This window comes from Luteimicrobium album (assembly GCF_030161555.1).
Lineage (GTDB): Bacteria > Actinomycetota > Actinomycetes > Actinomycetales > Cellulomonadaceae > Luteimicrobium > Luteimicrobium album.
Genome location: NZ_BSUK01000001.1, coordinates 848,931 through 872,698, shown reverse-complemented (window position 1 = coordinate 872,698; position 23,768 = coordinate 848,931). Strand labels below are relative to the sequence as shown.

Sequence of the window (23,768 nt, the reverse complement as noted above, 5' to 3'; positions counted from 1 at the left end):
CGGGGAGGGCGTCGCACCTCAGGCCACGCGTGTGCCCCGGGGAAGCGTGCCCTGCGGGATCCGCAGGCGCCTGACCGTGAGCCAGACGGCCCCCACGCCCAGCAGCAGGTCCACGCCCAGGCCCCACGGCCACACGGGCGCCGTGGAGCCCTTCGTCTCCGCGACCGAGGCGTCGCCGCACCAGTCCTCGCGGGCCGCCGGTCCGTTGCGGGCCTCGCGCACGCCGTCCCGGATCGCGCCGAGGGGGTCGGGAACGCCGTAGCGGGCCGCGGCAGGTGCAGCCGGCGCAGCATCAGCGACGACGACGAACGGATTCGCCGCGAGCAGCCACCAGGTCCGCTCGGTGTGGGCACGCGACGTGGTCTCGGTCGTCCAGGTGCACGAGGCGCCGTCGACGGCGGACGACTCGTAGGTCGGCACGTCGTCGGTCTGTGTGATCAGCGGGAACGTCAGCGCGAAGAGGATCACCGTGCCGACGGTGAGGGCGAGGACGGTCAGGTACGTGAGCAGCGCGGACGCCGTCGTGCGGGAGACGAGCGCGGAGAAGCCGAGGCCGATCGCGCACACCACGCCCAGCAGCACGACGAGGAGCACGAGGGTGACGGCGAGCGACACGACCCGGACACCGCCCGCAGCGAGCGACACGATGACGAACGGCAGCGCGACCACGAGGAACGCGACCGCGGCCGCCCAGCCCGCGAGCAGCTTGCCGATCGCGATCTCGGCCGGGCTGAGGAGCGTGACCTGCAGGGTCGCGAGCGTGCCCGCGTCCCGGTCCCCGTTGATCGCACCCGCGCTCAGCGTCGGTGCGACGAGGAAGCCCGCGAGCAGCACGAAGAAGACGATGAGGCCGAAGATCAGCGGGCCGCGGGGCACGTGGAACGTCACGTCCAGGCTGGAGCCGAAGCCGTCATCCGTGTCGTAGTCTGCGTACCCGACGTAGCCGGGGCCGACGATCTGCGCCGACGCCTGGAACGTCAGCCAGGTGACGAGCCCGCAGACGACGAACCACGCCCCGAGCGCGACCCGCCATCGCGCGGACCGGACGCGTTGGCGCAGCTCGAGCGCGACGACCGTGCGTACGCCGTGCCACCGCAGCCTCCAGGTCTCCGAGGGCCGGGGTGCTCGGTGCGGCTCCGGGGCGGTCGGTGCCTCGCCCGGCTCCGGCGTGACCTCGACGACGTGGCTCATCGACGTTCCTCCTCGAGCGACAGGTAGACCTGTTCCAACGCGCCGTTCGCGGGCGCGACCGACACCAGCGGGACGCCCGCGAGGACCGCGGCACGGACCAGGCCGGCCGCGGACTCGTCGTCGTCCAGGTCGACGTGGACCGATCCGTCGTCGGGGGCGGTCGAGAGGCCCGGCTCGTCGCTCGCGGCGTCGGCGGCCCGGCGGAACGACACCCCGGTGTCCTCGAGCCACGCGGTGAGGACGGCGGGGTCGAGGGCGCGGAGCCGCCACGTCCGACGCTCACCGGTCGCGGACGCGAGCGACGACTCGCGCACCGTGCGGCCGTGGGAGACGAACACTGCGTCGTCGGCGAGCTCGTCGAGCTCGGTCAGCACGTGGCTCGACACGAGGACCGTCCGCCCCTCGGACGCCAGCCGGCGCAGCAGGACGCGCAGGTCCACGCGAGAGCGGGGGTCCAGGCCTGAGGCCGGCTCGTCGAGCAGCAGCACCCGCGGGTCGTGCACGAGCGCCCGCGCCAGCCCGAGCCGCTGCTTCTGCCCGCGCGACAGCACGCGCGCCGGCGCGTCCGCGAGGTCGTCCAGGTGGACGGTGCGGAGCAGCTCGTCGGCCCGCTTCCGAGCCTGGTCGGCACCGAGGAAGTACGCCGCGCCGACGGTCACCAGCACCTCGCGCGCGGTCAGCGAGTCCCAGGTGCCGAACGTGTCGGGCATCCAGCCCGTGCCCGCCCGGACACCGACGTTCTCCGTCACGGGGTCGTGGCCTGCGACCCGGATCGTGCCTGCGTCCGGGACGAGGAGTCCCGCGAGCATCAGGAGGAGCGTCGTCTTGCCCGCGCCGTTCGGCCCGACGAGCGCCGTCACCCGGCCGGGGCGTGCCGTGAACGTGATCGAGTCGACCGCGCGCACCGACCCGAAGCTGCGGCGGACGCCGACGGCGACGATGCCGTCCGACGTCGCGTCACCGGGCGAGCCCGTGCGGTCCGGAAGAGGGGCGGGCGGGGCGGGAGGCGACGCATCGGCGCGTGACATGCGGGGAATCTACCGTCGTTGAGCGTTTCCTGTGGACGCGCAACGGTGGAGGTTCGGTGCACGGTTCGCGCCGGTTGTCGGACTGGTCGGGCGGGCCGGTCTCTTAGGCTTCCGTGCGTGAGCCTCGACGACGCCGTCACCGACCCCGCCCCCGTTGCCGCCTGGGCGGCCGGGCTTCCTCCGGTCCCGCCCTACGGCGACCTCCCCGTGCCCGACGGCGTGGCCGTGGTCGGGCTGGACGTCCCCGTCGGGCGGCTGACCGCGCTCGTCGCCGCTCCCGACGGTCCGGCGCGCGGCGCCGTCCTGCTGGTGCCCGGCTTCACGGGCTCGAAGGAGGACTTCCTGCCCGTGCTGCGTCCGCTCGCCGACGCCGGCTGGCTCGTGGTCGCGCACTCGCGGCGCGGCCAGCCCGACTCGGTCGCGCTGGGCGGTCGCGAGGACTACGCCGTCGAGCTCGAGGGCCGCGACGTACTCGACGTCGCCGCGCTCGTCCGCGCCGGGATCGCCCCGGGCCTCCCGCTCCACCTGCTCGGGCACAGCTACGGCGGCATCGTGACGCGCGCCGCGGTGCTCGCCGACGCGACCCCGTTCGCCAGCTACACGATGTTCTGCTCGGGCCCGCGCGGCTGGGCGCTCACGGACGACCTGCCCGACGACCGCCCCGCGACCGAGGAGCAGGCCCTCGCCACGCTGCACGAGCAGGTCGCGCTCGCGCGGGCCGCCGTCGGGACGGGGCTCGAGGGTCTGGACGCGGCTGCCCGGTTCGCGACCGCCCGCCTCGCCGACGCCGCGCTGCCCGGCCTCGAGGTCGGGCTGCTCACCCTCCAGACCGTCCCCGACACGACCGACGACCTCGCCGCCGTCACGCGCGCCCACGGGATCCCGGTGCACGTCGTCCACGGTGACGCCGACGACGCCTGGCCGGTCGCGTGGCAGCGCGACATGGCCGAGCGGCTCGGCGCGCGCTACACCGTCGTGCCGGGGGCCGGGCACAGCGCGCAGGTGGACCAGCCCGCCGCGACGGCCGAGGCGTGGTCGGCGTTCTGGGCCGACGCGACGTCGTGACGCTCGGAGGGCTCGACCTCGACACCTGGACGATCGTGCTCGTCGTCGTGGGCGGGTTCGTCGCGGGCTGGGTCGACGCGGTCGTCGGGGGCGGCGGGCTCGTCCAGCTCCCGGTGTTGCTCCTCGTGCCCGGGATCAGCCCCGTGCAGGCGCTCGCGACCAACAAGCTCGCCGCGATCATGGGGACCTCGGTCTCGGCAGCGACGTACTACCGCCGGGTCGGGCCGGACCTGCGGACCGCTGCGCCGATGGCTGCGACCGCGCTCGTCGGGGCGTTCGGGGAGCGGCGCTCGCGTCCCACATCCCGGCGTCCGCGTTCAAGCCCGTGATCCTGGTCGTGCTCGTCGCCGTGCTGGTCTACACGCTCGCCCGGCCGCGGCTCGGGACGCACACCGAGCTGCGGTGGTCGGGCAACGGGCACCGCTGGGCGGCGGTCGGGATCGGCCTGGTGATCGGCGTCTACGACGGCCTCCTCGGGCCCGGCACCGGGACGTTCCTCGTGCTCGCGTGCGTGAGCGTCCTCGGGTACGCGTTCCTCCCGGCGTCGGCGATCGCGAAGATCGCCAACTTCGCGACCAACCTCGGCGCGCTGCTGTTCTTCGTGCCCTACGGGGCGGTCGTCTGGGGGCTCGGGCTCATGGTCGGCGTCGCCAACCTGTGCGGCGGGTACCTGGGGGCGAGGACGGCCGTCGCGAAGGGGAGCGCGTTCGTGCGCGTGGTGTTCGTCGTCGTCGTGGGGACGCTGATCTGCAAGCTGGGCTGGGACCTGCTGCACGCCTGAGCGCCCACCTCCTGCTGCCGAGCACGGGGTCTGGGCGCGTATATCCTTGACGTATATCCCATCGATCCGGGGAGGCGTCATGGTGACGACCACGGTGTTCCACAGCAACCGCACCCAGGCGGTGAGGCTGCCCAAGGCCGTCGCGCTGCCCGACGACGTGCACGAGGTCGAGATCGTCGCCGTCGGGGACGCGCGGGTCATCGTCCCGGCGCGACGGCGGTGGGAGTTCTGGTTCGCTCACGGGCTCGAGGTCTCGACGGACTTCATGTCGCACCGGGACCAGCCCGAGACCCAGGAGCGCACCTGGTGACGGCTCGGCAGCGCTTCGTGCTCGACACCGACGTCGTCATCGACGCCCTTCGATCGCGGTCGCCGGTCCTGCTGCAGCGATTCTCCGAGCACGACGACGCTCTCGCGGTCTCCGCCATGACGGTCGCCGAGCTCCAGTACGGGGCGGCGCGATCGAGCGCTCCGTCGTCGAACCGAGCGGCCGTGGACGAGTTTCTCGCGTTCCTCGACGTCCTCCCGTTCGACGCCGTCGCGGCAGCGCACGCCGGGGAGATCCGCGGTGCGCTCGCCGCTGCGGGTACCCCGATCGGCGGCGGCGACGTCCTCATCGCGGGGCACGCGCGGTCCGTCGGGGCGGTGCTCGTGACGGGGAACGTGCGAGAGCTCTCGCGCGTCGACGGGCTACGGGTCGTCGACTGGCGCGATCACTGACACGCCGCCGTCCCGCGTCTCACGTCGGGTCGGGTGCGTCCGCATCACCATGACGGAGGTTCAACCGCAGCAGCAGTGAGTCGCCATGGTCGGCGTCGCGCTCCACCTGGCCCGTGCGTACGAACCCGAGCTTCTCGAGCACCCGCAGGGACGCGCCGTTCCAGTCGCGCACCGTCGACGCGAGCTGCCGGTACCCCACGCTGCCCGCGAGCTCGAGCATGGCGCGCGACGCCTCGGTCGCGAATCCCTGGTTCCAGGACGAGCGCAGGAACTCGAACGCCAGCTCCGGCTCGTCGGGCCGACCGACGCTGTTGGCGACGAGGCCGCAATACCCGATGGGCTCGCCCGAGCCCCGCAGCTCCACGACGAGCAGGCCGGGTGCCGGCTCCGGGACGTAGCGGCGGATCCAGCCCTCGAGGTCGGCGACCGTGGGCCGACCGTCGGCACCGACGCGACGGTGCGCCGGGACGCGAAGGTCGCGCTCCAACCAGAGCGCACGGTGGAACACGGCGTCCTCGACGTGCCACGGACGCAGGCGCAGGCGCCCCTTCTCGTGGACGGTGGACTCCCGTGGCGCTCCGGTGCGATCCATGGAGGCAGTATGCCGACGAGCGCGACCCGGTAGCATGGCTCACGCATCACACGCCCCGGCGGGCCGTTGAAAGAGACGGAGGCCGGCGACATTGGAGCAGACAGTGGCACTTGTCGTGCAGAAGTACGGCGGTTCGTCGGTGGCGAACGCCGAAGGAATCAAGCGGGTCGCGAAGCGCATCGCGGCGACCCGGAGGGCCGGGAACGACGTGGTCGTCGTGGTCTCGGCCATGGGCGACACGACGGACGAGCTCCTCGACCTCGCCCAGCAGGTCACCCCCTTCCCCCGCAGCGCGAGCTCGACATCCTCCTGACCGCCGGCGAGCGGATCTCGATGTCCCTCCTCGCGATGGCGATCAACAACCTCGGGGTCAAGGCCAAGTCGTTCACCGGCCAGCAGGCCGGCGTCATCACGGACGCCGTGCACGGCAAGGCGCGGATCGTCGACGTCGTCCCGCACCGCATCCGCGAGACCGTCGAGCGCGGCCAGGTCGCGATCGTCGCCGGGTTCCAGGGGGTCACCGAGTCGACCAACGACGTCACGACGCTCGGTCGCGGCGGCTCCGACACGACCGCCGTGGCGCTCGCGGCCGGCCTCGACGCCGACGTCTGCGAGATCTACACGGACGTCGACGGCGTGTTCACCGCCGACCCGCGCATCGTCTCCAGCGCCCGCAAGATCAGCCGCATCACGTACGAGGAGATGCTCGAGCTCGCGGCGTCGGGCGCCAAGGTCCTTGCGCTGCGTAGCGTCGAGTACGGGCGCCGGTACGGCGTTCCCATCCACGTCCGGTCGTCGTTCTCCGCGAAGGAGGGCACGTTCGTCAGCGCGAACGCGTACGGCGCCGTTTCCGCCGCGACCCTCGACCCCTCCGCCCCCGTCCTGAGGGCACCCTCCGACCTCGTCCCCGAGGAGCTCGTCATGGAAGCCCCGATCATCTCCGGCGTCGCGCACGACCGTTCCGAGGCCAAGATCACCGTCGTCGGCGTGCCCGACGTCCCCGGCACCGCGGCCCGCATCTTCGAGGTCGTCGCGGGGTCGGGCGCGAACATCGACATGATCGTCCAGAACGTGTCCGTGGCCCGCACCGGCCTCACCGACATCTCGTTCACGCTCCCCGAGGGGGACGGGGCCGTCGCGATGACGGCGCTCACCGCGATCCAGGGCGAGATCGGGTTCGACTCGCTCCAGTACGACGACCAGATCGGCAAGCTGTCGCTCGTCGGCGCGGGCATGAAGTCGCACCCCGGCGTCTCCGCGAAGCTCTTCGGGGCACTGCGCGACACGGGCATCAACATCGAGATGATCTCCACGTCGGAGATCCGCATCTCCGTCGTGACCCGTGCCGACGACCTCGACGACGCCGTCCGCGCCGTGCACTCCGCGTTCGACCTGGACGCCGCCGACTCCGAGGCCGTCGTCTACGGCGGCACCGGCCGCTGAAGGGAGCCAGGACCATGAGCAACCCGAACCTCGCAGGCGGACTGACCGTCGCCGTCGTCGGCGCGACCGGGCAGGTGGGTGGCGTGCTGCGCCGCCTGCTCGACGAGCGTGACTTCCCCGTCGCGAAGATCCGCTACTTGGCCTCCCCGCGCTCCGCGGGCACGACGCTGCCGTGGAAGGGCGAGGAGGTCGTCGTCGAGTCGACGCCCGACACCCCCACCGAGGACCTGCGCGGCATCGACGTCGCGATCTTCTCCGCCGGTGGCGGGACGTCGAAGGAGCACGCGCCGCGGTTCGCTGAGGCGGGCGCCGTCGTCATCGACAACTCGTCCGCGTGGCGCATGGACCCCGACGTGCCGCTCGTCGTGTCCGAGGTCAACCCCGACGCGCTCGGCGAGGCCCGCAGGGGGATCGTCGCGAACCCGAACTGCACCACGATGGCCGCCATGCCCGTGCTCAAGCCGCTCGCGGACGCCGCCGGGCTCGAGCGGCTCGTCATCGCCACCTACCAGGCCGTGTCGGGGGCGGGCTCGCCGCCGTCGAGGAGCTGCGCTCGCAGCTCGCCGCTGCCGAGGGCCAGGACCTCGTCGGGCTGGTCCACGACGGGTCGGCCGTGACGCTGCCGGAGCCCCAGAAGTTCGTCGCGCCCATCGCGTTCGACGTCATCCCGCTCGCCGGGTCGATCGTCGACGACGGCGAGGGCGAGACCGACGAGGAGAAGAAGCTCCGCAACGAGTCCCGCAAGATCCTCGGGCTCCCCGACCTGCCCGTCGCCGGGACGTGCGTGCGCGTGCCCGTGTTCACGGGGCACTCGCTCGCGATCCACGCGGAGTTCGCGCGGCCGATCACGCCCGCCGAGGCGCGCGAGCTGCTCGACGGCGCACCCGGGGTCGCGCTCGCCGACGTGCCGACGCCGCTCGCCGCCGCCGGTCAGGACCCGTCGTTCGTCGGGCGGATCCGGCGAGACCAGTCCGTGCCCGACGGGCGCGGGCTCGTGCTGTTCGTGTCCAACGACAACCTGCGCAAGGGTGCCGCGCTCAACGCGGTGCAGATCGCGGAGCTCGTGGCCGAGCGGCTGCGGGAGCCCGCCTCGACCTGAACCTGGCGCTCGACGGCGGGGTGCGCGAGCGCGCATGGCAGGCTGAGCCCATGGGTTCCTACCCCACCCTCGACCGGTTCGACTTCCCCGTGGCGCTCGCCGTCTCCTCGGCGCACGAGGTGCTTTCGGACGACGGCGACGTCGAGCGGGTGTTCGCCTGGAAGTCGGTCACCAAACCGCTCGCGGCGCTGGCCGCGCTGGTGGCGGTGGACCAGGGCAAGGTCTCCCTGGACGACCCCGCCGGCCCCGAGGGCTCCACCGTGCGGCACCTGCTCGCGCACGCCTCCGGCTTGCCGTTCGAGGCCGGTGCCGTGCTGCAGCGACCGGGGCTGCGGAGGGTCTACTCCAACCAGGGCTTCGAGGTCCTCGGGGAGCACGTCGCCGCGGCCGTCGGGATGTCGTTCGCCCGGTGGACCCGGGAGGCCGTGCTCGAGCCGCTCGAGATGACGAGCGTGGTCTTCGACGGCAGCCCCGCCCACGCCGCGAGCGGCTCCACCTACGACGTCCTCGCGCTCGGCCTCGAGATGCTCACGCCCACCCTGATCTCCGCCGAGCTCGGCGAGACGGCCCGCACCGTCGCGTTTCCCGGCCTGAGCGGGGTCCTGCCAGGGTTCGGGCGTCAGGAGCACAACGACTGGGGCCTCGGCTATGAGATCCGGGACCACAAGTCGCCGCACTGGACCGCGGCCTCCAACTCCCCGGCGACCTTCGGGCACTTCGGCCAGTCGGGCAGCTTCGTCTGGGTGGACCCCGAGGCCGGCCTGGTGGCCGCGTTCCTCGGCGCCCGCTCGTTCCGGTCCGAGATCCACGGCGTGCTGTGGCCCGTGCTGAACGAGGAGGTCCTCACCGCGCACGGCGGGTGACGCTCGGGCGGGGGTGGTTTGCTGGTGCCGGGAGGTCACCATGTCCGATGACGCAGCACCGGTTCCGTTCACCGCCGACGACTTCGCGGCGCGCCAGCAGCGCGCGCTGCGTGAGGCCGTCGACGCCGGTCTCGACGGCGTCCTCGTCACGCCCGGCCCCGACCTCGTGTGGCTCACGGGATACCAGCCGACCGCGATCACCGAGCGGCTGACGCTGCTCGCGCTCACCCCGGACCGGTCCCCGTCGCTGCTCGTGCCGAGGCTCGAGCGGGGCGACGCCGAGGCTTCCGCGGGTGCACCGGCCGTGACCTTCGCCGACTGGGCGGACGGCGACGACCCGTACGCTGCGGCGTCGGGCCTGCTCCGGGCCACCGGTCGCTACGGGGTGTCCGACTCGGCGTGGGCGCTGCACCTGCTCGGGCTGCAGGCTTCCTTGCCCGGCTCGTCGTACGTCGCGCTGACCGAGGGGCTGCCGATGCTGCGGGCCGTGAAGGGTCCCGACGAGCTGATTCGGCTCGCGGCGGCCGGGGAGGCCGCGGACCACGCGTACGAGGAGATCGTCGGCGTGCGCTTCGCCGGTCGACGGGAGACGGAGGTCGCGGCGGACCTCGCCGACCTGCTGCGGCAGTTCGGGCACGAGCAGGTCGACTTCACGGTCGTCGGGTCGGGACCGAACGGCGCGAACCCGCACCACGAGGCGGGTTCGCGGGTCATCGCCGACGGCGACCTGGTGGTGCTGGACTTCGGCGGGCTCCGGTACGGGTACGGGTCCGACACCACGCGCACCGTGAGCGTCGGGGAGCCGAGCGCCAAGCAGCAGGAGGTGCACGACGTCGTGCGCGCCGCCCAGCAGGCCGGGGTCGACGCCGTCCGGCCGGGGGTGGCGTGCCAGGACATCGACCGAGCCGCGCGAGCCGTCATCTCCGAGGCCGGGTACGGGCCGCAGTTCCTCCACCGGACCGGGCACGGCATCGGCGTCACCACCCACGAACCGCCGTACATGGTCGAGGGCGAGACTCAGCCGCTCGTGCCGGGGATGTGCTTCTCCGTCGAGCCCGGCGTCTACCTGGCCGGGGAGTTCGGGGTGCGGATCGAGGACATCGTCACCGTCACCGACGACGGCGTCCGGCGGCTGAACAACACCGACCACGGGCTGCGGGTGGTGAGGTAGGCCTCGGTGGCGGTCGCGGGGATAGGTAAAGCTCGTTGACACGTCGCTCGGACGTGTAAAAATCGGGCGCCATTCTTTACCTATCGGGACACAGGCACGTCTGGGCCGCCCGCGATTGAAGGTTGAGGCGGCCTCAGCCTTCAATCTCGCGGCCGAATGATGCTCAGCCTGCAGTGTCAGGCCCTTCATCGTCAGACCGCGTGCGGTCGACCGCGAACGCCGGGAACTGCTCGCGCACCTTGCGGATGGCCGCCGCGAGCTCGGGGATGACGCGGGGTTCCTCGTCGAGAACGGCTTCGAGCCGGTCCGCTTCTTCGGGGCTCAGGTAGATCACGCGCTCCGACTCGGGGAGGTCAAACCACGCGGGGTTGGGGTACTCGGGGGTGGGCATGATGCGCTCCTCTCGATCGATGGCACCAGAGTCCCGCACTCGTTGGTGTTGCCGCCTGTTGATTCCGGTCCCCAACGGCGTTCGCGTCACACAGCGCCGGCCGGACGCGGCGTCCGCTGGCGCGACGTGACTCAGTGTGAGCGGCGCGGCTCGGGGACCTCGATCGTGATCCCACCGGGACGGTTCTGGAAGATGTCGATCACGAAGGCCGGGACAGATGTGCCGTACACGTCGCAGAGGGCTACGAGCGTCGAGAGGCGGGGGTTCGCGGGCGTTCGTTTAGTCCGGTCTGACAGGCCGGACTCGAGGAGCTGGTAGTGGTTGCGGTTCATGCCTGCCTGGTGGGCGACCTGTTCCTGCGTCAGCCCCGCTGCCGCGCGCAAGGCACGCAGCCGATCGGCAAGGGCGTCGGCAAGCCGACGCTCGAGCTGCGATTCCTGGGGCACCTGTTCACCCTCGCCGGGTATGCACGGCGCGTCAGCCTTGTAAACACGGTATTAGCGTGGCTAGCCTCCGGGCGGGAGGCCGTGCTGATGCGGTCCCTTCAGCCTCGCGCACCACCTTTGGGGGACACCGCTATGCCAGCTTCCGACTCGTTCCTGGCGGACTTCCGGCGGCGTCACTGGGCGGTGGACGGCGAGGTTGTCGCCGGGCTGAAGCCGCTCGGGTACTACAGTCCAGCTTCGGGTCGAGCGCTCGAGGTCGCAGTGGCACATGCGGAGTCGAAGCCGACCAAGGCGGACGCTCGGCGATTGTGGAACGAGCGGCACCGTGGACGGTCGACTGGTGTCCTGCTGGTCGTCATCTACCCCGGCTCCGAAGGTGAAGACCGTGCGGAGGTCGTCGGCCTCTACGACGACGGCTCTGTCGCCGATCTCGAGCTGTCACTCATCGAGCGCCGCCTTGCGGAGGCGCTCGACGCCGCGGCCGTCCATGAGGCCCAGGAGCTGATGACCGGCCTCTTCGAGATCGCAGAGGGCGGCGTACAGGGGCTGCGTAACAAGGGCCTGTTCGCATCGCACGCGCTCGAGGTGAACACACCGGAGCGAAGCGACTGGGGCGAAGCCGCCTCATCGGCCCGAGTGGTGCGCGGAACGCGCGGCGAGGACTTGCTGCGTGCGCTCGGCTGGGCGATCACGCCGGCGGGCGGTGATCTGCTGCTCCGGCCCCAGGGGCGCGAACGCGATCGTGCTGTCGCAGTGCTGCTCGAGGGGGATGAGGTCTTCGATCGTCCCGCGTTCCGCTATGGTCTCGGCGTATCGCCGGTTGAGCACGGGCTGGAGGTCGCCCGCCAGCAGGAGCTTCCCTGGGTGCTGGCCGTTCGCGGTGCGACAGTTCGACTCTATGCGGCCGATCCGGACGTCGGCGTGACACGCACGGGAGCTGCATCCTTCACCGAGCTCACCGTCAATCTACTCGACGACGACAGTCTCGCCTACGTGTGGCTCCTGCTCACGCCGCAAGCGCTCGAAGTCGGCGGTACCGCGGGGGACATTCTGCGTGACTCGCGCGAGCATGCCACGAGCCTTGGCGAGCGGTTGCGAGAGCGGATCTACCGCGACGTCATCCCGGACCTCTCCGAGACGATCGCCGCGAAGCTCGGAAAGCTGGACGAGAAGGGGCTCGACGATGCCTACCACCACACGCTCGTCGTGCTGTTCCGATTGCTCTTCGTCGCCTACGCGGAGGACCGCGGCCTCCTTCCCTACGGCCTTCGCACTCCCGCGGGGGCCGTGTATACACGGATATCCTTGAAGACTCGGGCAATCGGCTACGCGGATCAGCTCCGCGATGGCGTGACTCCCAGGTATGACGGTCACGCGACCGACGTCTGGGACGACCTGACATCGATCGGGGACGGCGTCTACCACGGTCACGTCAGCTGGGGCGTGCCGGAGTATGGCGGTGCCCTGTTCCGCCAGGACTCCGGTCCAGGCCGGGAGCTCGCCGGCATCACGCTGAGCAACCGGGAGATCGAGCCGGCGCTCGTGGCGCTGCTGGTCGACACCGGTCGTGACGGGACGCTCGGCCCGGTGGACTTTCAGGCCCTGTCGGTGCGTGAGTTCGGAACGATCTACGAGGGGCTGCTCGAGTCGTCGCTCTCGCTCGCGCCGACAGACCTGACGCTCGACAAGAACGATGCGTACGTGCCCGCGAAGCCGGGCGACGAGGTGATCGTCCCGGCAGGAAAGGGGCTCTTCCCAGATGAGGGTGTAGGTCGGGCTGGCGCGTCGGTCCGCGGGTAGGTGTCGAGGTCTCCCGAAGATGGAAGTTCTGACGCTCACCATCTGGAAGACCTCGACGTGCTTGACGCTACCCCGCCGGCTGGATTCGGCCACCCCGACCTGACGACCTTCGCCCGACTCGACGGCCTCGGCCTGGTTGTGGTCGGCCAGCGCCTTGAGCTCGACCGTGCCGTCCTCGCGTGCCGCGTTGTCGAGCCCGACCGCTGGTGCCGCCGCTGCGGCGGGGAAGGTCTTGCACGTGACAGCGTGGTTCGGCGACTCGCGCACGAGCCGCTGGGCTGGCGCCCGACCGTCCTCGAAGTCCTCGTGCGCCGCTACCGGTGCCGCGAGTGCGGACACGTGTGGCGACAAGACACCACCGCGGCGGCCGAACCGCGCGCGAAGTTGTCGCGAGCCGGGCTGCGGTGGGCGCTGGAAGGGATCGTCGTGCAGCACCTGACCGTGGCCCGTGTCGCCGAAGGTCTCGGAGTCGCGTGGGACACCGCGAACGACGCCGTTCTGGGCGAAGGGCAGCGTGTCCTGATCGATGACCCGGCCCGGTTCGAGGGTGTGGCCGTGATCGGCGTCGATGAGCACGTGTGGAGGCACACCAGGCGGGGTGACAAGTACGTGACCGTGGTCATCGACCTCACCCCGGTCCGCGACGGCACCGGGCCCGCGCGGTTGCTGGACATGGTCGCCGGCCGTTCCAAGTCCGCGTTCAAGACCTGGCTCGCGGCCAGGGCGAAGGCGTGGCGTGACGGCGTGGAGGTCGTTGCGATGGACGGGTTCACCGGGTTCAAGACAGCCGCCGCTGAGGAGGTCCCGGACGCGGTCGCAGTGATGGATCCCTTCCACGTCGTGCGGCTGGCCGGCGACGCCCTCGACCGGTGTCGGCGACGCGTCCAGCTGCGGATCCTTGGCCACCGCGGGTTCAAGGACGACCCGCTCTACAAGACCAGGCGGACCCTGCACACCGGCGCCGGCCTGCTCACCGACCGTCAGGTCGAGCGGATCACTGCCCTGTTCACCGACGACCAACACGTCGAGGTCGAAGCGACCTGGGGCATCTACCAACGCATGATCACCGCCTACCGCCACGAAGATCGTCGCCGTGGCCGCGAGCTGATGGACAAGCTCATCACCGACCTGAGCGCCGGCGTCCCGAAGACGCTGACCGAGTTGATCACGCTGGGCCGGACGCTGACCAAGCGCGCCGCCGACGTGCTGGCCTACTTCGACCGGCCCGGCACATCCAACGGCCCGACCGAGGCCCTGAACGGCCGGCTCGAACACCTCCGCGGGTCCGCCCTCGGATTCCGCAACCTGACCAACTACATCGCCAGATCCCTCCTGGAGACCGGCGGCTTCAGACCCCGACTACACCCTCGATTGGGATGAGCCAGGAAAGGTCTACTTCCACAATGCGTCCGGGGCGCGCAAAGCCACCGGTTCCTACTTTACGAAGGAATTCGCGGTCGAGCACCTGCTCCAGACGGCGCTCGACCCCACGCTCGCCGAACATCTCGACCGCGTCGCGGTGCTCCTCGACGACGGCAAGGAAGGGGACGCCGCCGAGGCGCTCTTCGACTTCCGTGTTGCTGACATCGCGATGGGATCGGGCCACTTCCTGGTCGCTGCGGTGGACCACCTCGCGGCAGCGATCAGTGGGTTCCTCGATCGCCGACCGATCCCAGAGGTGCGAGCGGAACTCGATCGGATCCGGTCCGCAGCGTTCGAAAAGCTCGCAGCCGTCGGGATCAGCGGTGCCGATGCTCCCGAGATCACACACGAGGCGCTTCTTCGCCGTCAGGTCGCTCGACGCTGCATCTACGGCGTCGACATCAACGAGATCGCCGTCGACCTCGCGCGGCTGGCATTGTGGATCCACACGTTCGTCCCCGGCCTGCCCATGTCTTCCCTCGATCACGGGCTGGTCCACGGGAACTCACTCACCGGAATCGGCACGATCGACGAGGCGCTCGACGCGCTGGAGCCGGAGCGGGTCGGCGGGTTCGCGGGGGTCCAGAGCCTCTTCGGCGACGCTATTGCGGATGCAATGGCTGCGACCGGTGAGCCGCTCGCGCGGGCGGCCCGGATCAGCGAGGTCTCGGTCGCTGAGACGCTCGAGGCGGAGAAGCTCGCGGCCAACGCTGCTGCGGAGGTCGCTCCCGTTGCTCGCGTGTTCGATGCGATCGTGGCCGCACGTGGTGGCGTACATGCGCTCCGCCTGCGGGAGATCGCGGCGATGGGCTGGGAGCGACTTGTCGCGGCCGGAGGGCGAGCCGATGTCCGGGAGGTCGTCGGCTCGTTGAAGCCCGTCCACTTCCCAGTCGCGTTCCCCGAAGCCTTCCGGCCGGGGCGAGTTCGACCGGGGTTTGACGTGATCCTTGGCAACCCGCCATGGGAGGAAGCCACCGTCGAAGAAGACAAGTTCTGGGGGATGCATGACCCACATCTCCGCGCTGCCTCCTCGGCCGAGTCCAGCAAGAGGATCGAGGTCCTGCGGCGAGCCCGCCCTGACCTCGTTGCCGAGCTCGACAATCAGCGCGCGGTTGCCGAAAGGTATCGCCACTACCTTCTCAACGGCCCGTATCCCGGGATGGGCACGGGGGACCCCGACCTCTACAAAGCGTTCTGCTGGCGGTTCTCCAGTCTCGTTCGGAGCCAAGGGCGGATTGGCGTGGTCCTCCTCGAAGTCCCTTCGCAACCAAGGGTTCGGCGCCTTGGCGACTGTCGCTCCTTCCGTCGGCTGCGACGACGATCTACTTTGCGGTGAATGAGAAGGAATGGATCTTCACCGACGTCAACCCTGGCTGGCCAGTTGCACTGATGACCTCTCAGGTCGGTGCCGCGACCCCCTGCTGCGCGTGGCGGGCCCGTACCGCGACCAGCGGTCCTTCGGACGTGGCCGAGCGGGTGCTCCCACCGACATCCCGATCGCTCGATTGGCTGAAGTCGATCCGCTCATGTGCGTGCCGGTTGTCGACAGTGACGAGGCGCTCGGCATTTTCGCCCAGCTCATCACACATCCGCCAATCGGAGCGGCGCGGCCGGATTTTGATGTGCGACCAGCCACAGAACTCCATGCCACGAACGATGGGAAGAAGCGCTTCTTTACGAACCGGGCCTCGGACTGGCCGGTCTATAATCACCTCAATGTCGGGCATTTCGTCTTTGAACCCGGTGTTGGTGCCTTCAACCATGTGGATTGGGCATCTGCCACGGCAGAATTGCAGCGTCGGCGTTTGAATACGTTCACGCGTAACGACTCTCCAATGCGTGGAATCCCGCGTGACGTCGTTGCGGATGCTTCGACATTGCCTGCGCGAAACCCGCGGATCCTCATTCGTGATGTGGTGCATTCGTCGAATCCGCGCAAGGTCTGGGCGGCGCTCGCGCCAGCGGATGTCATCGTTACCAACAAGGCGCCGTACCTCGTATTTCTCAACACGCCGCTGATCGTGCAGGCGTATCTGCTGGGCGTCTTGGGATCGGCGACCTGCGATTGGTTCGGTCATCTTCGCATAAATCTCAACTTGAACTTCTTCATTTTCAACACCATTCCCATTCCCTTGTTCGACGCTCGCGACGACCGCGCTGCCCGACTCGCAACACTCGCGGGCCGCCTCGCACTCATGAGTGAAGGCGACTACGGCGAGTGGGTCGCCCTTGGACGCCCTATTGAAGATCCCGGTGAACGCGCTGAGTCGATCGCAGAGCTCGATGCCATCGCCTCGCTTCTGTATGGCTTGTACGACGCGCAGCTTGAGCTCGTCTTCGACCGGCCCACTCGGTCATCCGTCGCGGACGTTCGGCGCTACCGCGAGAAGTGGTTGGCGGGCGATGTCGTATGAGCAATCGTCCGGAGTTCGCCACCAACAATCCGGTGGCGCCAGGCTCGGCGATTCCGGGAGAGACGGTCGCTGATGCGATCACGGGCCTCGTCGACGGACTGGTCGCCAAGCTCAAGGAGCCTCCGCGGTTGGACGTTGCAACGGCGTACTTCAACGTCGGGGGCTTCAACCTGTTGGCCGAGGCGCTTGAGACCGTCGGTCCGGTTCGTCTGCTTCTCGGCAGCGAGCCGTCGGAGTTCGAGGTCCGCAGCACCATCACCCCGCTGAGCGTCCGCGAGGCGCACCGAGGCGACCCGCGACGAGACGAGGCAAATGCCGCCTACCTCGGCGCGCTCGCCCAGGACCGCGACCTCGTGGGCTTCGGTCGAGAGGCTGACTCGGCGTCCGAACGCCTCGTCACCTGGCTGCGTCGGGGCGATGTCGAGGTCCGGCGTCTCACCCGGGGGTTCCTGCACGGCAAAGCTTTCATCCTCCGACACGACGGCGACGCAGCTCTCGCGGGGTCGGCCAACCTCACGTACGCGGGGCTCGCGCGGAACAAGGAGCTTGTTCTCGGGGTCTACCACCCGTCCACCGTCGACCGGGTCCACGAGTGGTTCGAGGAGCAGTGGGGCGAGGCCGAGGACTTCGACCTCGCGGATCTCTACGAGGCGCGCCGCGTTCCGCACAACCCTTGGCACGTCTTCCTGCGTATGCTGCTCGCTCTCTACGGCAACGACCTCGACACCGACCTCAAGACAACCAACGAGCTCGGACTGTCGGACTTCCAAGTAGACGGTGTGTGGCGCGCGCAGCGCATCCTCGACCGACGGGGCGGCGTGATCGTCGCGGACGAGGTCGGCCTCGGCAAGACGTTCATCGCCGGTGAACTCATTCGGCAGGCGGCGGTTGTCCGGCGGCAAAAGGTCCTCGTCATCGCTCCTGCGACTCTGCGAGACTCGACCTGGAACCCGTTCCTGCGCGAGAAGAACATTCGCGCTGACGTCGTTTCGTATGAAGAGTTGGTCCGAGAGCTCGACACCGCCGGGACAGCTGCGTCGAAACTTCAGGACCTCGACGAGTACGCGATGGTTGTCGTCGACGAGGCGCACAACCTCCGCAACGCCGCGACCCAGCGTGCTGACGCGATGCGGGAGCTCCTCGGCGGATCGGTGGGGAAGGACCTGCTGCTCCTCACCGCGACTCCGGTCAACAACAGCCTCCAGGATCTGCAGACTCTCGTCGGCTACATCAGCCCCTCGGATACCGCCTTCGCCGACGTCGGGGTACGCAGCGTCCGCCAGTACATCGGCACCGCCATGGCGCTCGACCCTGAGGAACTCAGCGGACAGCACCTCTTCGAGCTGCTCGACGCCATCGCAGTCCGTCGCACCCGACGCTTCATCAAGACCCAGTACCCGAACGCACTGATCAACGGCAAGCCGATCGTGTTCCCACAGGCCGTCGTCCAGCGTGTCGACTACGACCTCGACGCGGTGCTGCCGGGCTTCTTCGGAATCTTCGCGCACGCGCTGGGCGCTGACCGCGACGAGATCGGTGCGGTCCGCCCTGGCGGGGAGCCCGACCCGGACGTCCTCACGATGGCGCGCTACGTGCCTTCGCGCTTCCTCCTCGGCTCGGCCCCGGAGGAGCAGTTCCAAGTGCAGAATGCGGGGCTGCTCCAGTCCGCCCTGCTCAAGCGGTTCGAGTCGTCGGCCATCGCCTTCACGCGCACCGTCCGCACGATGATCGCGTCACAGGACCAGTTCCTCGCTGCGCTCGACGGCGGCTGGGTGCTGACGGGCGACGCACTGCGGTCCTGGGTTGCGAGCGACACCGACGACGTCGACCAGTTGGTCGCCGAGCTCGACGACGAAGCGCGAGACAACGCACAGCCCGCGACCACCTACGACGTCGCCGCGCTGCGTGCGGCGGTCGAGTCCGACCGAGCCCTGCTCGACCGGCTCGCCGCCGCGTCGGGCACCGTGACGGCAGCGAACGACCCCAAGATCGACGCACTCGTCGAGAGACTCGCCGAGATCGCACACTCCGCGCGGCAGGAGGGGATCGGTGACGAGGACACCCGCGATCGGCGCAAGGTCCTGATCTTCACGTACTTCGCCGACACGGCGCAGCACATCCACGATGCGCTTTGCCATCGCATCGATACCGACGAGCGTCTGGCGGCCTATCGAGGACGCCTCGTCATGGCCACGGGACGCGACCGCGACGAGCGCCAGAAGGCGATCGTCGGCTTTGCTCCACGCACAGCGGGCACCGCCCAGAACGAGGACCTGTTCGACATTGCCGTTGCGACCGACGTCCTTTCCGAGGGGGTCAACCTTCAGCAGGCCGGCCGGATCATCAACTACGACCTGCCGTGGAACCCCATGCGCCTTGTGCAGCGGCACGGCCGAGTCGACCGCATCGGGTCGCCGCACCGTCACATCTACCTGGCGTGCTTCTTCCCTGACGACGAGCTCGAGGACCTGCTCGATTTGGAGGCGCGCCTCCAACGCAAGATCAACCAGGCGGCGGCAGCGTTCGGCACGTCGGCGATCCTCCCCGGTGTCGAGGAGGTCGACCGTGTCCTCGCGGAGACCCGCGACCAGATCACCCGGCTACGGGAGGAGGAGGCCTCGCTGTTCGGCGACGAGGTCGGCGCAGCGGCTTCATCGGAGGAGTTCCAGCGGCGACTCGCGCGAGCGTTCTCCTCGTCACCCGTGACCAAGAGGGCCGTCGAGAACCTCCCCTGGGGTGCGGGCTCGGGAATCGTTCGTGACGGCGACGGACCGGGGATCGTGTACTGCGTGCGGATCGCGGACCATCCGAGGCCACAATTCCGGTACGTGCCGCTCGAGCATGCCGACGACGGGCACTACGAGCCGCGACGGCTTGAAGGCAAGCCCGAGATCGTCGACAGGTTGCTCGCCTGCCTCACTCATGCCGACCCAAGAAGCCCGGACGCGGAGGCGGTACTCCCGCGAGAGTTGCATGACGCCGTCCTCGACACGTGGCCGCTCGTCCAGCAGGCGATCTACGACGACTGGATGGCGCAGGCTGACCCTGCGACCGTCGAGCCATCGATTCCCCGCGCGATGCTCGACGCGAGCGAGCTCATCCGATGGCACGGGGGATTCCTAGGTGAACGCCAGGACGCTCTCGTCCAGCGCTACGGTCAGGTCGTCGACAACCGGATCGTGCGCGATGTCCGAGGAACGCTACGGCGTTACGAGGGTGAGGCCGAGGCAGGAGTGCGGGCGCTCGCGGAGCTCGCCGACGCGCTGCGGCTACCGATCCCTGTTCCCGTCGAGCCGCTGCCTGAGATCGAGCTCGACGATGTCCGCGTGCTCTGCTGGATGGCGGTCCAGGGGCGCCCTGAGCGCGGTCCCTAGTCGCGGGCTACTGTCGGTGGTGAGGGCTACCGTTCACCTACCGTCGAGAGCAGGAGTTGGGCATAGTCCCCATCGTCGTCACCAGCATGACACCCGCCGAGGCACGAGCCCGGCGCGAGGAGATCGTCCGTCGTGTGGGCGGCGACGAGTCGGCGTTCCGTGACCGAGCGGAGGTGTATCTGCTGTCCGCTGAGGAGCTCGCGCTGTACGACGAGCTGGAGAACCTCGACTTCCTCCTCGGGGAGTGAACGACGAGGGGCTGATCGGCGAGGCGCGGCAATTCGCCACCGAGCTCTCCGCCACGGTGCAGGGCCTCGTGCCTGACTGCGCGCCCTTCTCGGTTCAGAGTGTCGGGCGCCGCATCGCGGTCGAGCAGGAGCCTGACACCGGCATCCCCTTGCGGGTGACTGGGCGACCGCTTCTGACGCTCAAGGTCGTGATGCGCCTTGAGGGCGATACGTCCGGTCAGTACCTCGCTGTTGAGAGCTCGAGCTTCGTGGTCTACGAGGGCGACAGGGCCGCTGGCGAGCCACTGTTCCGCTATGACTACGTCCGGTCGCCGGTGTCGGAGATCCTGGCCGCCCACCTCCAACTGCACGCTCACCGCGATGCGATCGCCTACGTTATGGCACAGACCGGCACGTTGTCAGCCCGTGGGAAGCGCCGAGCGAAGAAGGCATCCGTACCGCATCTTGCTGAGCTGCACTTCCCGCTCGGTGGCCATCCGTTCCGCCCCTGCCTCGAGGACCTCCTCGAGATGCTGGTCTCCGAGTTCGGCGTCGACTGCTCGAAGGAGGGACGCGAGGCGCTTCGCCGGGGTCGTGAGAAGTGGCGACGACAACAGACGCGCAGCGTCGTCCGCGACGCGCCCCAGGATGCGGTCGACATCTTGAGGGAGCTGGGCTATCGAATCGAGCCTCCCGCACCGGCGCCGGCGAGCAACATCGCTCGGCTCCGCGCATTGTAGCGTCGCGGGGCGAGGTTCCCCGCCTGATGCCCCGCTCGTAGGCTCGACCCGTGCCGAAGTCCCGCCGCAACCGTCCGCACCCGCGCCCGCAGCGCCGTCGGGAGCCCGCGCACTTGAACCGGCAGATCTCGGGCACGGAGGAGCAGGCGCTGTTCGAGTCCATCCGTCGCGGCCTGCGCGCCGACGCCCCGGGTGAGCTGCTCATGCTGGTCAGCGGGATGCTCGCGCTCCATGATCCGCGCGTCGTCGCCCCGGACCGGTCGCCCGACGACGTGGCCGCGGCCCGCGCGTCGTTCGTCACGTCGTTCATCGACCTGACCGACGCGGAGACCACCGCGGCGCTCACCGTGATGCGTGTCCTCCTGCCCGACGACGCCGCCGACCTGGTCGCCGCCGTCGACACCGAGCTCCGGACCCGACGCCACCCCATGCCGGCCTGGCTGCCGACGCTCGCCCAGGCGCGCGTCGTCGGCGACGTGTGGAAGCTCGTGGAGGACACCCGCGACGGGGACGACTACGTCATCCCGCTCGTCCTGCCCACGGGCGAGCCGCTCACGACCGTCGTGTACGTCGACCACAACATGGGCGGGCTCGTGAAGGACGCGTTCGCTCTCGACGCCCCGCTCGACGACGTTCTCGACGCGATGCGCACCAACCTCGCCCCGAGCCAGACCCTGGCGCCCACCGACGCGGCCGAGGCGCGCGCCGTCGTCGACGACGCGAATCGCCTCAGCCTCAGCACGTACCCGCAGGTCGAGTCGGAGACCTGGCCGCTGAGCCGCCCGTTCGTCGAGTGGGTCCTCACCCTCCTGCCCGACGGCGGTCGCGCACCCGAGCTGCGCGAGTGGACGCCCGCGGAGCTCGAGTCGCTCGAGGGGGAGTTCTTCGCGTCGTCGTTCGGCCAGGAGCTGGGGAGCGACGCCACCGCGCGCGGCATGCCGCGGCTGCTGTTCGAGCTCGTCAGCAGTTACACCGGTGGAGACCCGCTGCGGTGGAGCGCCGTGAACGTCGAGATCCTGCTCGCCCAGCTCGTCCCGTCCAGGGTCATGGTGCCCGACGACGTCCTCGCCGTCGTCCCCGACCTGCTGCGGGCGATCATCCCGTTCGCGCACGCACGCCGGGGCGTCGCCGCGCAGAGCACGGTCGAGGCGCTCGAGTCGGTCGACGAGTTCGAACCTGTGTACCGGGAGCTCGTCGGCTCCGAGTACCGGAGCGAGGTTCTCGCCGCGCTGCGCGATCTCGCCGACCCCGAGGGCGTCCTGCTCGACGAGCTCGCCGCGCTCGTCGGCGGGCGCGAGGCGCTGGACACCCTCGACGACGAGCCGCTCCCCGACGAGCCGTTCGCGTGGGACGGGATCCCCGACGACGTGCACGAACGCGTCGGCGAGATGCTCGCTCTGTGCGACGACGTCGCGGACCGGCTCCTCGACGTCGAGCACCAGACGGCGATGCGGCGGTTCCTCGCGCGGGTCGCCGCCGCGGACCCTGCGATCTTCCGACGTCGGGCCTCCGTCGAGCGCGGAGCCGCGGCCGTCGCGTGGGCTGTGTGCCGGGCGAACGACACCGTCGGGCCGTATCACGGGCTCGAGGCGGGCGAGCTCATCGAGGCGTTCGGGACGGGCGGGTCGGTGTCCCAACGGGCCCAACCCCTGTTGAAGGCGCTCGGCGTCAATCCCTACGCGGCGCCCTCGTGGCGAGGTGGCTACGGGCTCGGGTCCGCAGATCTGCTTGTCTCGGAGCGTCGTCGTGCACTGATGGACGAGCGGGACATGCTGACAGGGGAGGGCGAGGGCGTCGACGACTGGTGAGCGTGTCGCCCCGACCACACGATCGACGCGTTCGGCTACCGCCTCGACGAGCCCTGCGGGCGACCGCTACTGCCCGACCGGCTGATCGCCGTCGGGCTCGTTGGCCCCGCCGTCGGGCGGATCGTCGCCGACGGTGTCGCTGTAGGTGCGGGCGGACGTTCGTGGAGAGTCGAGGTCCACCAACGACGAGATGCCCGGCGAAGCCGGGTTCTGCCCGGCACTGTGCTCCTCCTGCGAGCGCCGGCCGACCCGCCTACGCTCGCCGGGTGAGGCCGTTCGTCCTGCTGGCGACGCGCGCCGACGACGCCGTCGCCGACGCGGAGTACGAGGCGTTCCGGCGCTACGGCGGGCTCGAACCGGGCGAGCTTGTGCGGGTCCGCCTGGAGGAGACCCCGCTCGAGGACGCGCTCCCCGGCTTCGACCCGGCCGACCACTCGGGCGTGATCATCGGCGGCGGACCGTTCAACGCGAGCGACCCGCCGGAGCAGAAGTCCGCCGTCCAGCTCCGGGTCGAGGCCGAGCTGGGCAGGGTCCTCGATGACGTCGTGGCCCGTGACCTTCCGCTGCTCGGCGCGTGCTACGGGGTGGGGCTGCTGGGGACGCGGTTCGGCGGGGTCGTCGACGGCACGTACGCGGAGCCGATCGGCGCGGTCCCCGTGACGCTTACCGACGCGGGGCGTGCCGACCAGTTGCTCGAGAGACTCCCGCCGACGTTCGACGCGTTCGTCGGCCACAAGGAAGCCTGCACCGAGCTGCCGGCGGGCGCGGTGCTCCTGGCGAGCTCGCCGGCCTGCCCGGTGCAGCTGTTCCGCCTCGGCCGGAACGTGTACGCGACGCAGTTCCACCCCGAGCTGGACGTGCCCGGCATCGTCGAGCGGATCCGTGCGTACCAGTACGACGGCTACTACCCGCCGGCTGAGGTGGACGCAGTCGTCGCGTCGGTCGAGGGGCAGGACGTCACCGTGCCGGGCCGGATCGTGGCCAGGTTCGTCGAGCTCTTCGCCCGTTGACCCGCCTGGGCGCCGTGCCCACACCGTGGACGCACCGGCCGCCGTCGTGAGCGTCGTGCTACGGTGCTGGACGTGATCAACCGTTGGTATTGGCGCTTTACGCCGGCTCCGGGTGGAGCCTGGCGGGCCTGCGCCTGACCAACACCCCCGGAGCCAGCACAGGGCCTTGGACGCGACGCGTCC

21 protein-coding genes and 2 pseudogenes are annotated in these 23,768 nt (G+C 70.1%); 18 read left to right on the top strand and 5 right to left on the bottom strand.

Annotated features, from left to right (window positions below):
- Positions 1-18: 18 nt before the first annotated feature.
- Entirely contained in the window at positions 19-1,191 is a 1,173-nt protein-coding gene (locus QQK45_RS04350; protein ID WP_284292214.1) for an ABC transporter permease, read from the bottom strand.
- Complete coding sequence (locus tag QQK45_RS04345; protein ID WP_284292212.1) at positions 1,188-2,219, bottom strand: ABC transporter ATP-binding protein; 1,032 nt, start codon at positions 2,217-2,219, stop codon at positions 1,188-1,190. Before QQK45_RS04345 ends, QQK45_RS04350 begins: the two co-directional genes overlap by 4 nt.
- A gap of 117 nt (positions 2,220-2,336) precedes the next feature.
- On the opposite strand from QQK45_RS04345, the gene QQK45_RS04340 reads away from it, so the two are divergent.
- From QQK45_RS04340 to QQK45_RS04325, 4 genes and pseudogenes are all read left to right on the top strand, one after another.
- Positions 2,337-3,284, top strand: coding sequence for an alpha/beta fold hydrolase (locus QQK45_RS04340; protein WP_284292211.1), 948 nt, complete (start codon positions 2,337-2,339; stop codon positions 3,282-3,284).
- A pseudogene (locus QQK45_RS04335) lies at positions 3,281-4,065 on the top strand (sulfite exporter TauE/SafE family protein). Before QQK45_RS04340 ends, QQK45_RS04335 begins: the two are co-directional and overlap by 4 nt.
- A gap of 79 nt (positions 4,066-4,144) precedes the next feature.
- Positions 4,145-4,375 (top strand): type II toxin-antitoxin system VapB family antitoxin, encoded by a 231-nt coding sequence (gene vapB, locus QQK45_RS04330; protein WP_284292210.1) that lies wholly within the window; start codon positions 4,145-4,147, stop codon positions 4,373-4,375.
- Complete coding sequence (locus QQK45_RS04325) at positions 4,372-4,785, top strand: type II toxin-antitoxin system VapC family toxin (RefSeq protein ID WP_284292209.1); 414 nt, start codon at positions 4,372-4,374, stop codon at positions 4,783-4,785. Before vapB ends, QQK45_RS04325 begins: the two co-directional genes overlap by 4 nt.
- A 19-nt stretch (positions 4,786-4,804) precedes the next feature.
- Here QQK45_RS04325 and QQK45_RS04320 read toward each other — a convergent pair whose 3' ends face one another.
- A complete protein-coding gene (locus QQK45_RS04320; protein ID WP_284292208.1) occupies positions 4,805-5,377 on the bottom strand; it encodes a GNAT family N-acetyltransferase in 573 nt (190 codons plus the stop codon).
- Positions 5,378-5,480: 103 nt separating this feature from the next.
- Here QQK45_RS04320 and QQK45_RS22895 point away from each other — a divergent pair, with 103 nt between their 5' ends.
- From QQK45_RS22895 to QQK45_RS04300, 5 genes and pseudogenes are all read left to right on the top strand, one after another.
- Positions 5,481-5,690: an amino acid kinase family protein gene (locus tag QQK45_RS22895; RefSeq protein WP_431310223.1), complete on the top strand. Its 210-nt coding sequence runs from the start codon at positions 5,481-5,483 to the stop codon at positions 5,688-5,690.
- 20 nt (positions 5,691-5,710) lie between these two features.
- Positions 5,711-6,820, top strand: coding sequence for an aspartate kinase (locus QQK45_RS04315; protein WP_431310222.1), 1,110 nt, complete (start codon positions 5,711-5,713; stop codon positions 6,818-6,820).
- 14 nt (positions 6,821-6,834) lie between these two features.
- A pseudogene (locus tag QQK45_RS04310) lies at positions 6,835-7,919 on the top strand (aspartate-semialdehyde dehydrogenase).
- A gap of 50 nt (positions 7,920-7,969) precedes the next feature.
- The gene (locus tag QQK45_RS04305; protein WP_284292206.1) at positions 7,970-8,782 is read left to right on the top strand and encodes a serine hydrolase domain-containing protein; all 813 of its coding nucleotides are present in this window, start codon (positions 7,970-7,972) and stop codon (positions 8,780-8,782) included.
- A gap of 40 nt (positions 8,783-8,822) precedes the next feature.
- Positions 8,823-9,953: an aminopeptidase P family protein gene (locus QQK45_RS04300; protein ID WP_284292205.1), complete on the top strand. Its 1,131-nt coding sequence runs from the start codon at positions 8,823-8,825 to the stop codon at positions 9,951-9,953.
- A gap of 163 nt (positions 9,954-10,116) precedes the next feature.
- Here QQK45_RS04300 and QQK45_RS04295 read toward each other — a convergent pair whose 3' ends face one another.
- Both QQK45_RS04295 and QQK45_RS04290 read right to left on the bottom strand, forming a co-directional pair.
- A complete protein-coding gene (locus QQK45_RS04295; protein WP_284292204.1) occupies positions 10,117-10,344 on the bottom strand; it encodes a hypothetical protein in 228 nt (75 codons plus the stop codon).
- A gap of 131 nt (positions 10,345-10,475) precedes the next feature.
- Positions 10,476-10,790 (bottom strand): helix-turn-helix domain-containing protein, encoded by a 315-nt coding sequence (locus tag QQK45_RS04290; protein WP_284292203.1) that lies wholly within the window; start codon positions 10,788-10,790, stop codon positions 10,476-10,478.
- On the opposite strand from QQK45_RS04290, the gene QQK45_RS04285 reads away from it, so the two are divergent.
- The 9 genes from QQK45_RS04285 (at position 10,686) to QQK45_RS04245 (ending at position 23,585) form a co-directional block, all read left to right on the top strand.
- Positions 10,686-12,590 carry a hypothetical protein gene (locus tag QQK45_RS04285; RefSeq protein ID WP_284295145.1) on the top strand — a complete coding sequence of 635 codons (1,905 nt, stop codon included), beginning with the start codon at positions 10,686-10,688 and terminating at the stop codon, positions 12,588-12,590. The two genes, QQK45_RS04290 and QQK45_RS04285, sit on opposite strands and share 105 nt — an antisense overlap.
- 57 nt (positions 12,591-12,647) lie before the next feature.
- On the top strand, positions 12,648-13,970 hold the full coding sequence (locus QQK45_RS04280; protein ID WP_284292202.1) for an ISL3 family transposase: 1,323 nt from the start codon (positions 12,648-12,650) through the stop codon (positions 13,968-13,970).
- A 139-nt stretch (positions 13,971-14,109) separates the two neighbouring features.
- Positions 14,110-15,348: an Eco57I restriction-modification methylase domain-containing protein gene (locus QQK45_RS04275; RefSeq protein ID WP_284292201.1), complete on the top strand. Its 1,239-nt coding sequence runs from the start codon at positions 14,110-14,112 to the stop codon at positions 15,346-15,348.
- Between the two features lie 91 nt (positions 15,349-15,439).
- Positions 15,440-16,426, top strand: coding sequence for a hypothetical protein (locus QQK45_RS04270; RefSeq protein ID WP_284292200.1), 987 nt, complete (start codon positions 15,440-15,442; stop codon positions 16,424-16,426).
- Positions 16,423-19,800 carry a helicase-related protein gene (locus tag QQK45_RS04265; RefSeq protein ID WP_284292199.1) on the top strand — a complete coding sequence of 1,126 codons (3,378 nt, stop codon included), beginning with the start codon at positions 16,423-16,425 and terminating at the stop codon, positions 19,798-19,800. Before QQK45_RS04270 ends, QQK45_RS04265 begins: the two co-directional genes overlap by 4 nt.
- 86 nt (positions 19,801-19,886) lie before the next feature.
- Positions 19,887-20,048, top strand: coding sequence for a hypothetical protein (locus QQK45_RS04260; protein WP_284292198.1), 162 nt, complete (start codon positions 19,887-19,889; stop codon positions 20,046-20,048).
- Entirely contained in the window at positions 20,045-20,767 is a 723-nt protein-coding gene (locus tag QQK45_RS04255; protein ID WP_284292197.1) for a hypothetical protein, read from the top strand. The genes QQK45_RS04260 and QQK45_RS04255 overlap by 4 nt, the downstream gene beginning before the upstream one ends.
- Positions 20,768-20,817: 50 nt before the next feature.
- Positions 20,818-22,575 (top strand): hypothetical protein, encoded by a 1,758-nt coding sequence (locus QQK45_RS04250; RefSeq protein ID WP_284292196.1) that lies wholly within the window; start codon positions 20,818-20,820, stop codon positions 22,573-22,575.
- A gap of 266 nt (positions 22,576-22,841) precedes the next feature.
- The gene (locus QQK45_RS04245) at positions 22,842-23,585 is read left to right on the top strand and encodes a glutamine amidotransferase (RefSeq protein ID WP_284292195.1); all 744 of its coding nucleotides are present in this window, start codon (positions 22,842-22,844) and stop codon (positions 23,583-23,585) included.
- Positions 23,586-23,768: the final 183 nt, after the last annotated feature.

Coding starts and splice junctions, on each gene's coding strand:
- QQK45_RS04350 (WP_284292214.1), bottom strand. CDS start 1,191: ATGAGCCACGTCGTCGAGGTCACGCCGGAGCCGGGCGAGGCACCGACC.
- QQK45_RS04345 (WP_284292212.1), bottom strand. CDS start 2,219: ATGTCACGCGCCGATGCGTCGCCTCCCGCCCCGCCCGCCCCTCTTCCG.
- vapB (WP_284292210.1), top strand. CDS start 4,145: ATGGTGACGACCACGGTGTTCCACAGCAACCGCACCCAGGCGGTGAGG.
- QQK45_RS04320 (WP_284292208.1), bottom strand. CDS start 5,377: ATGGATCGCACCGGAGCGCCACGGGAGTCCACCGTCCACGAGAAGGGG.
- QQK45_RS04315 (WP_431310222.1), top strand. CDS start 5,711: ATGTCCCTCCTCGCGATGGCGATCAACAACCTCGGGGTCAAGGCCAAG.
- QQK45_RS04305 (WP_284292206.1), top strand. CDS start 7,970: ATGGGTTCCTACCCCACCCTCGACCGGTTCGACTTCCCCGTGGCGCTC.
- QQK45_RS04300 (WP_284292205.1), top strand. CDS start 8,823: ATGTCCGATGACGCAGCACCGGTTCCGTTCACCGCCGACGACTTCGCG.
- QQK45_RS04295 (WP_284292204.1), bottom strand. CDS start 10,344: ATGCCCACCCCCGAGTACCCCAACCCCGCGTGGTTTGACCTCCCCGAG.
- QQK45_RS04265 (WP_284292199.1), top strand. CDS start 16,423: ATGAGCAATCGTCCGGAGTTCGCCACCAACAATCCGGTGGCGCCAGGC.
- QQK45_RS04260 (WP_284292198.1), top strand. CDS start 19,887: ATGACACCCGCCGAGGCACGAGCCCGGCGCGAGGAGATCGTCCGTCGT.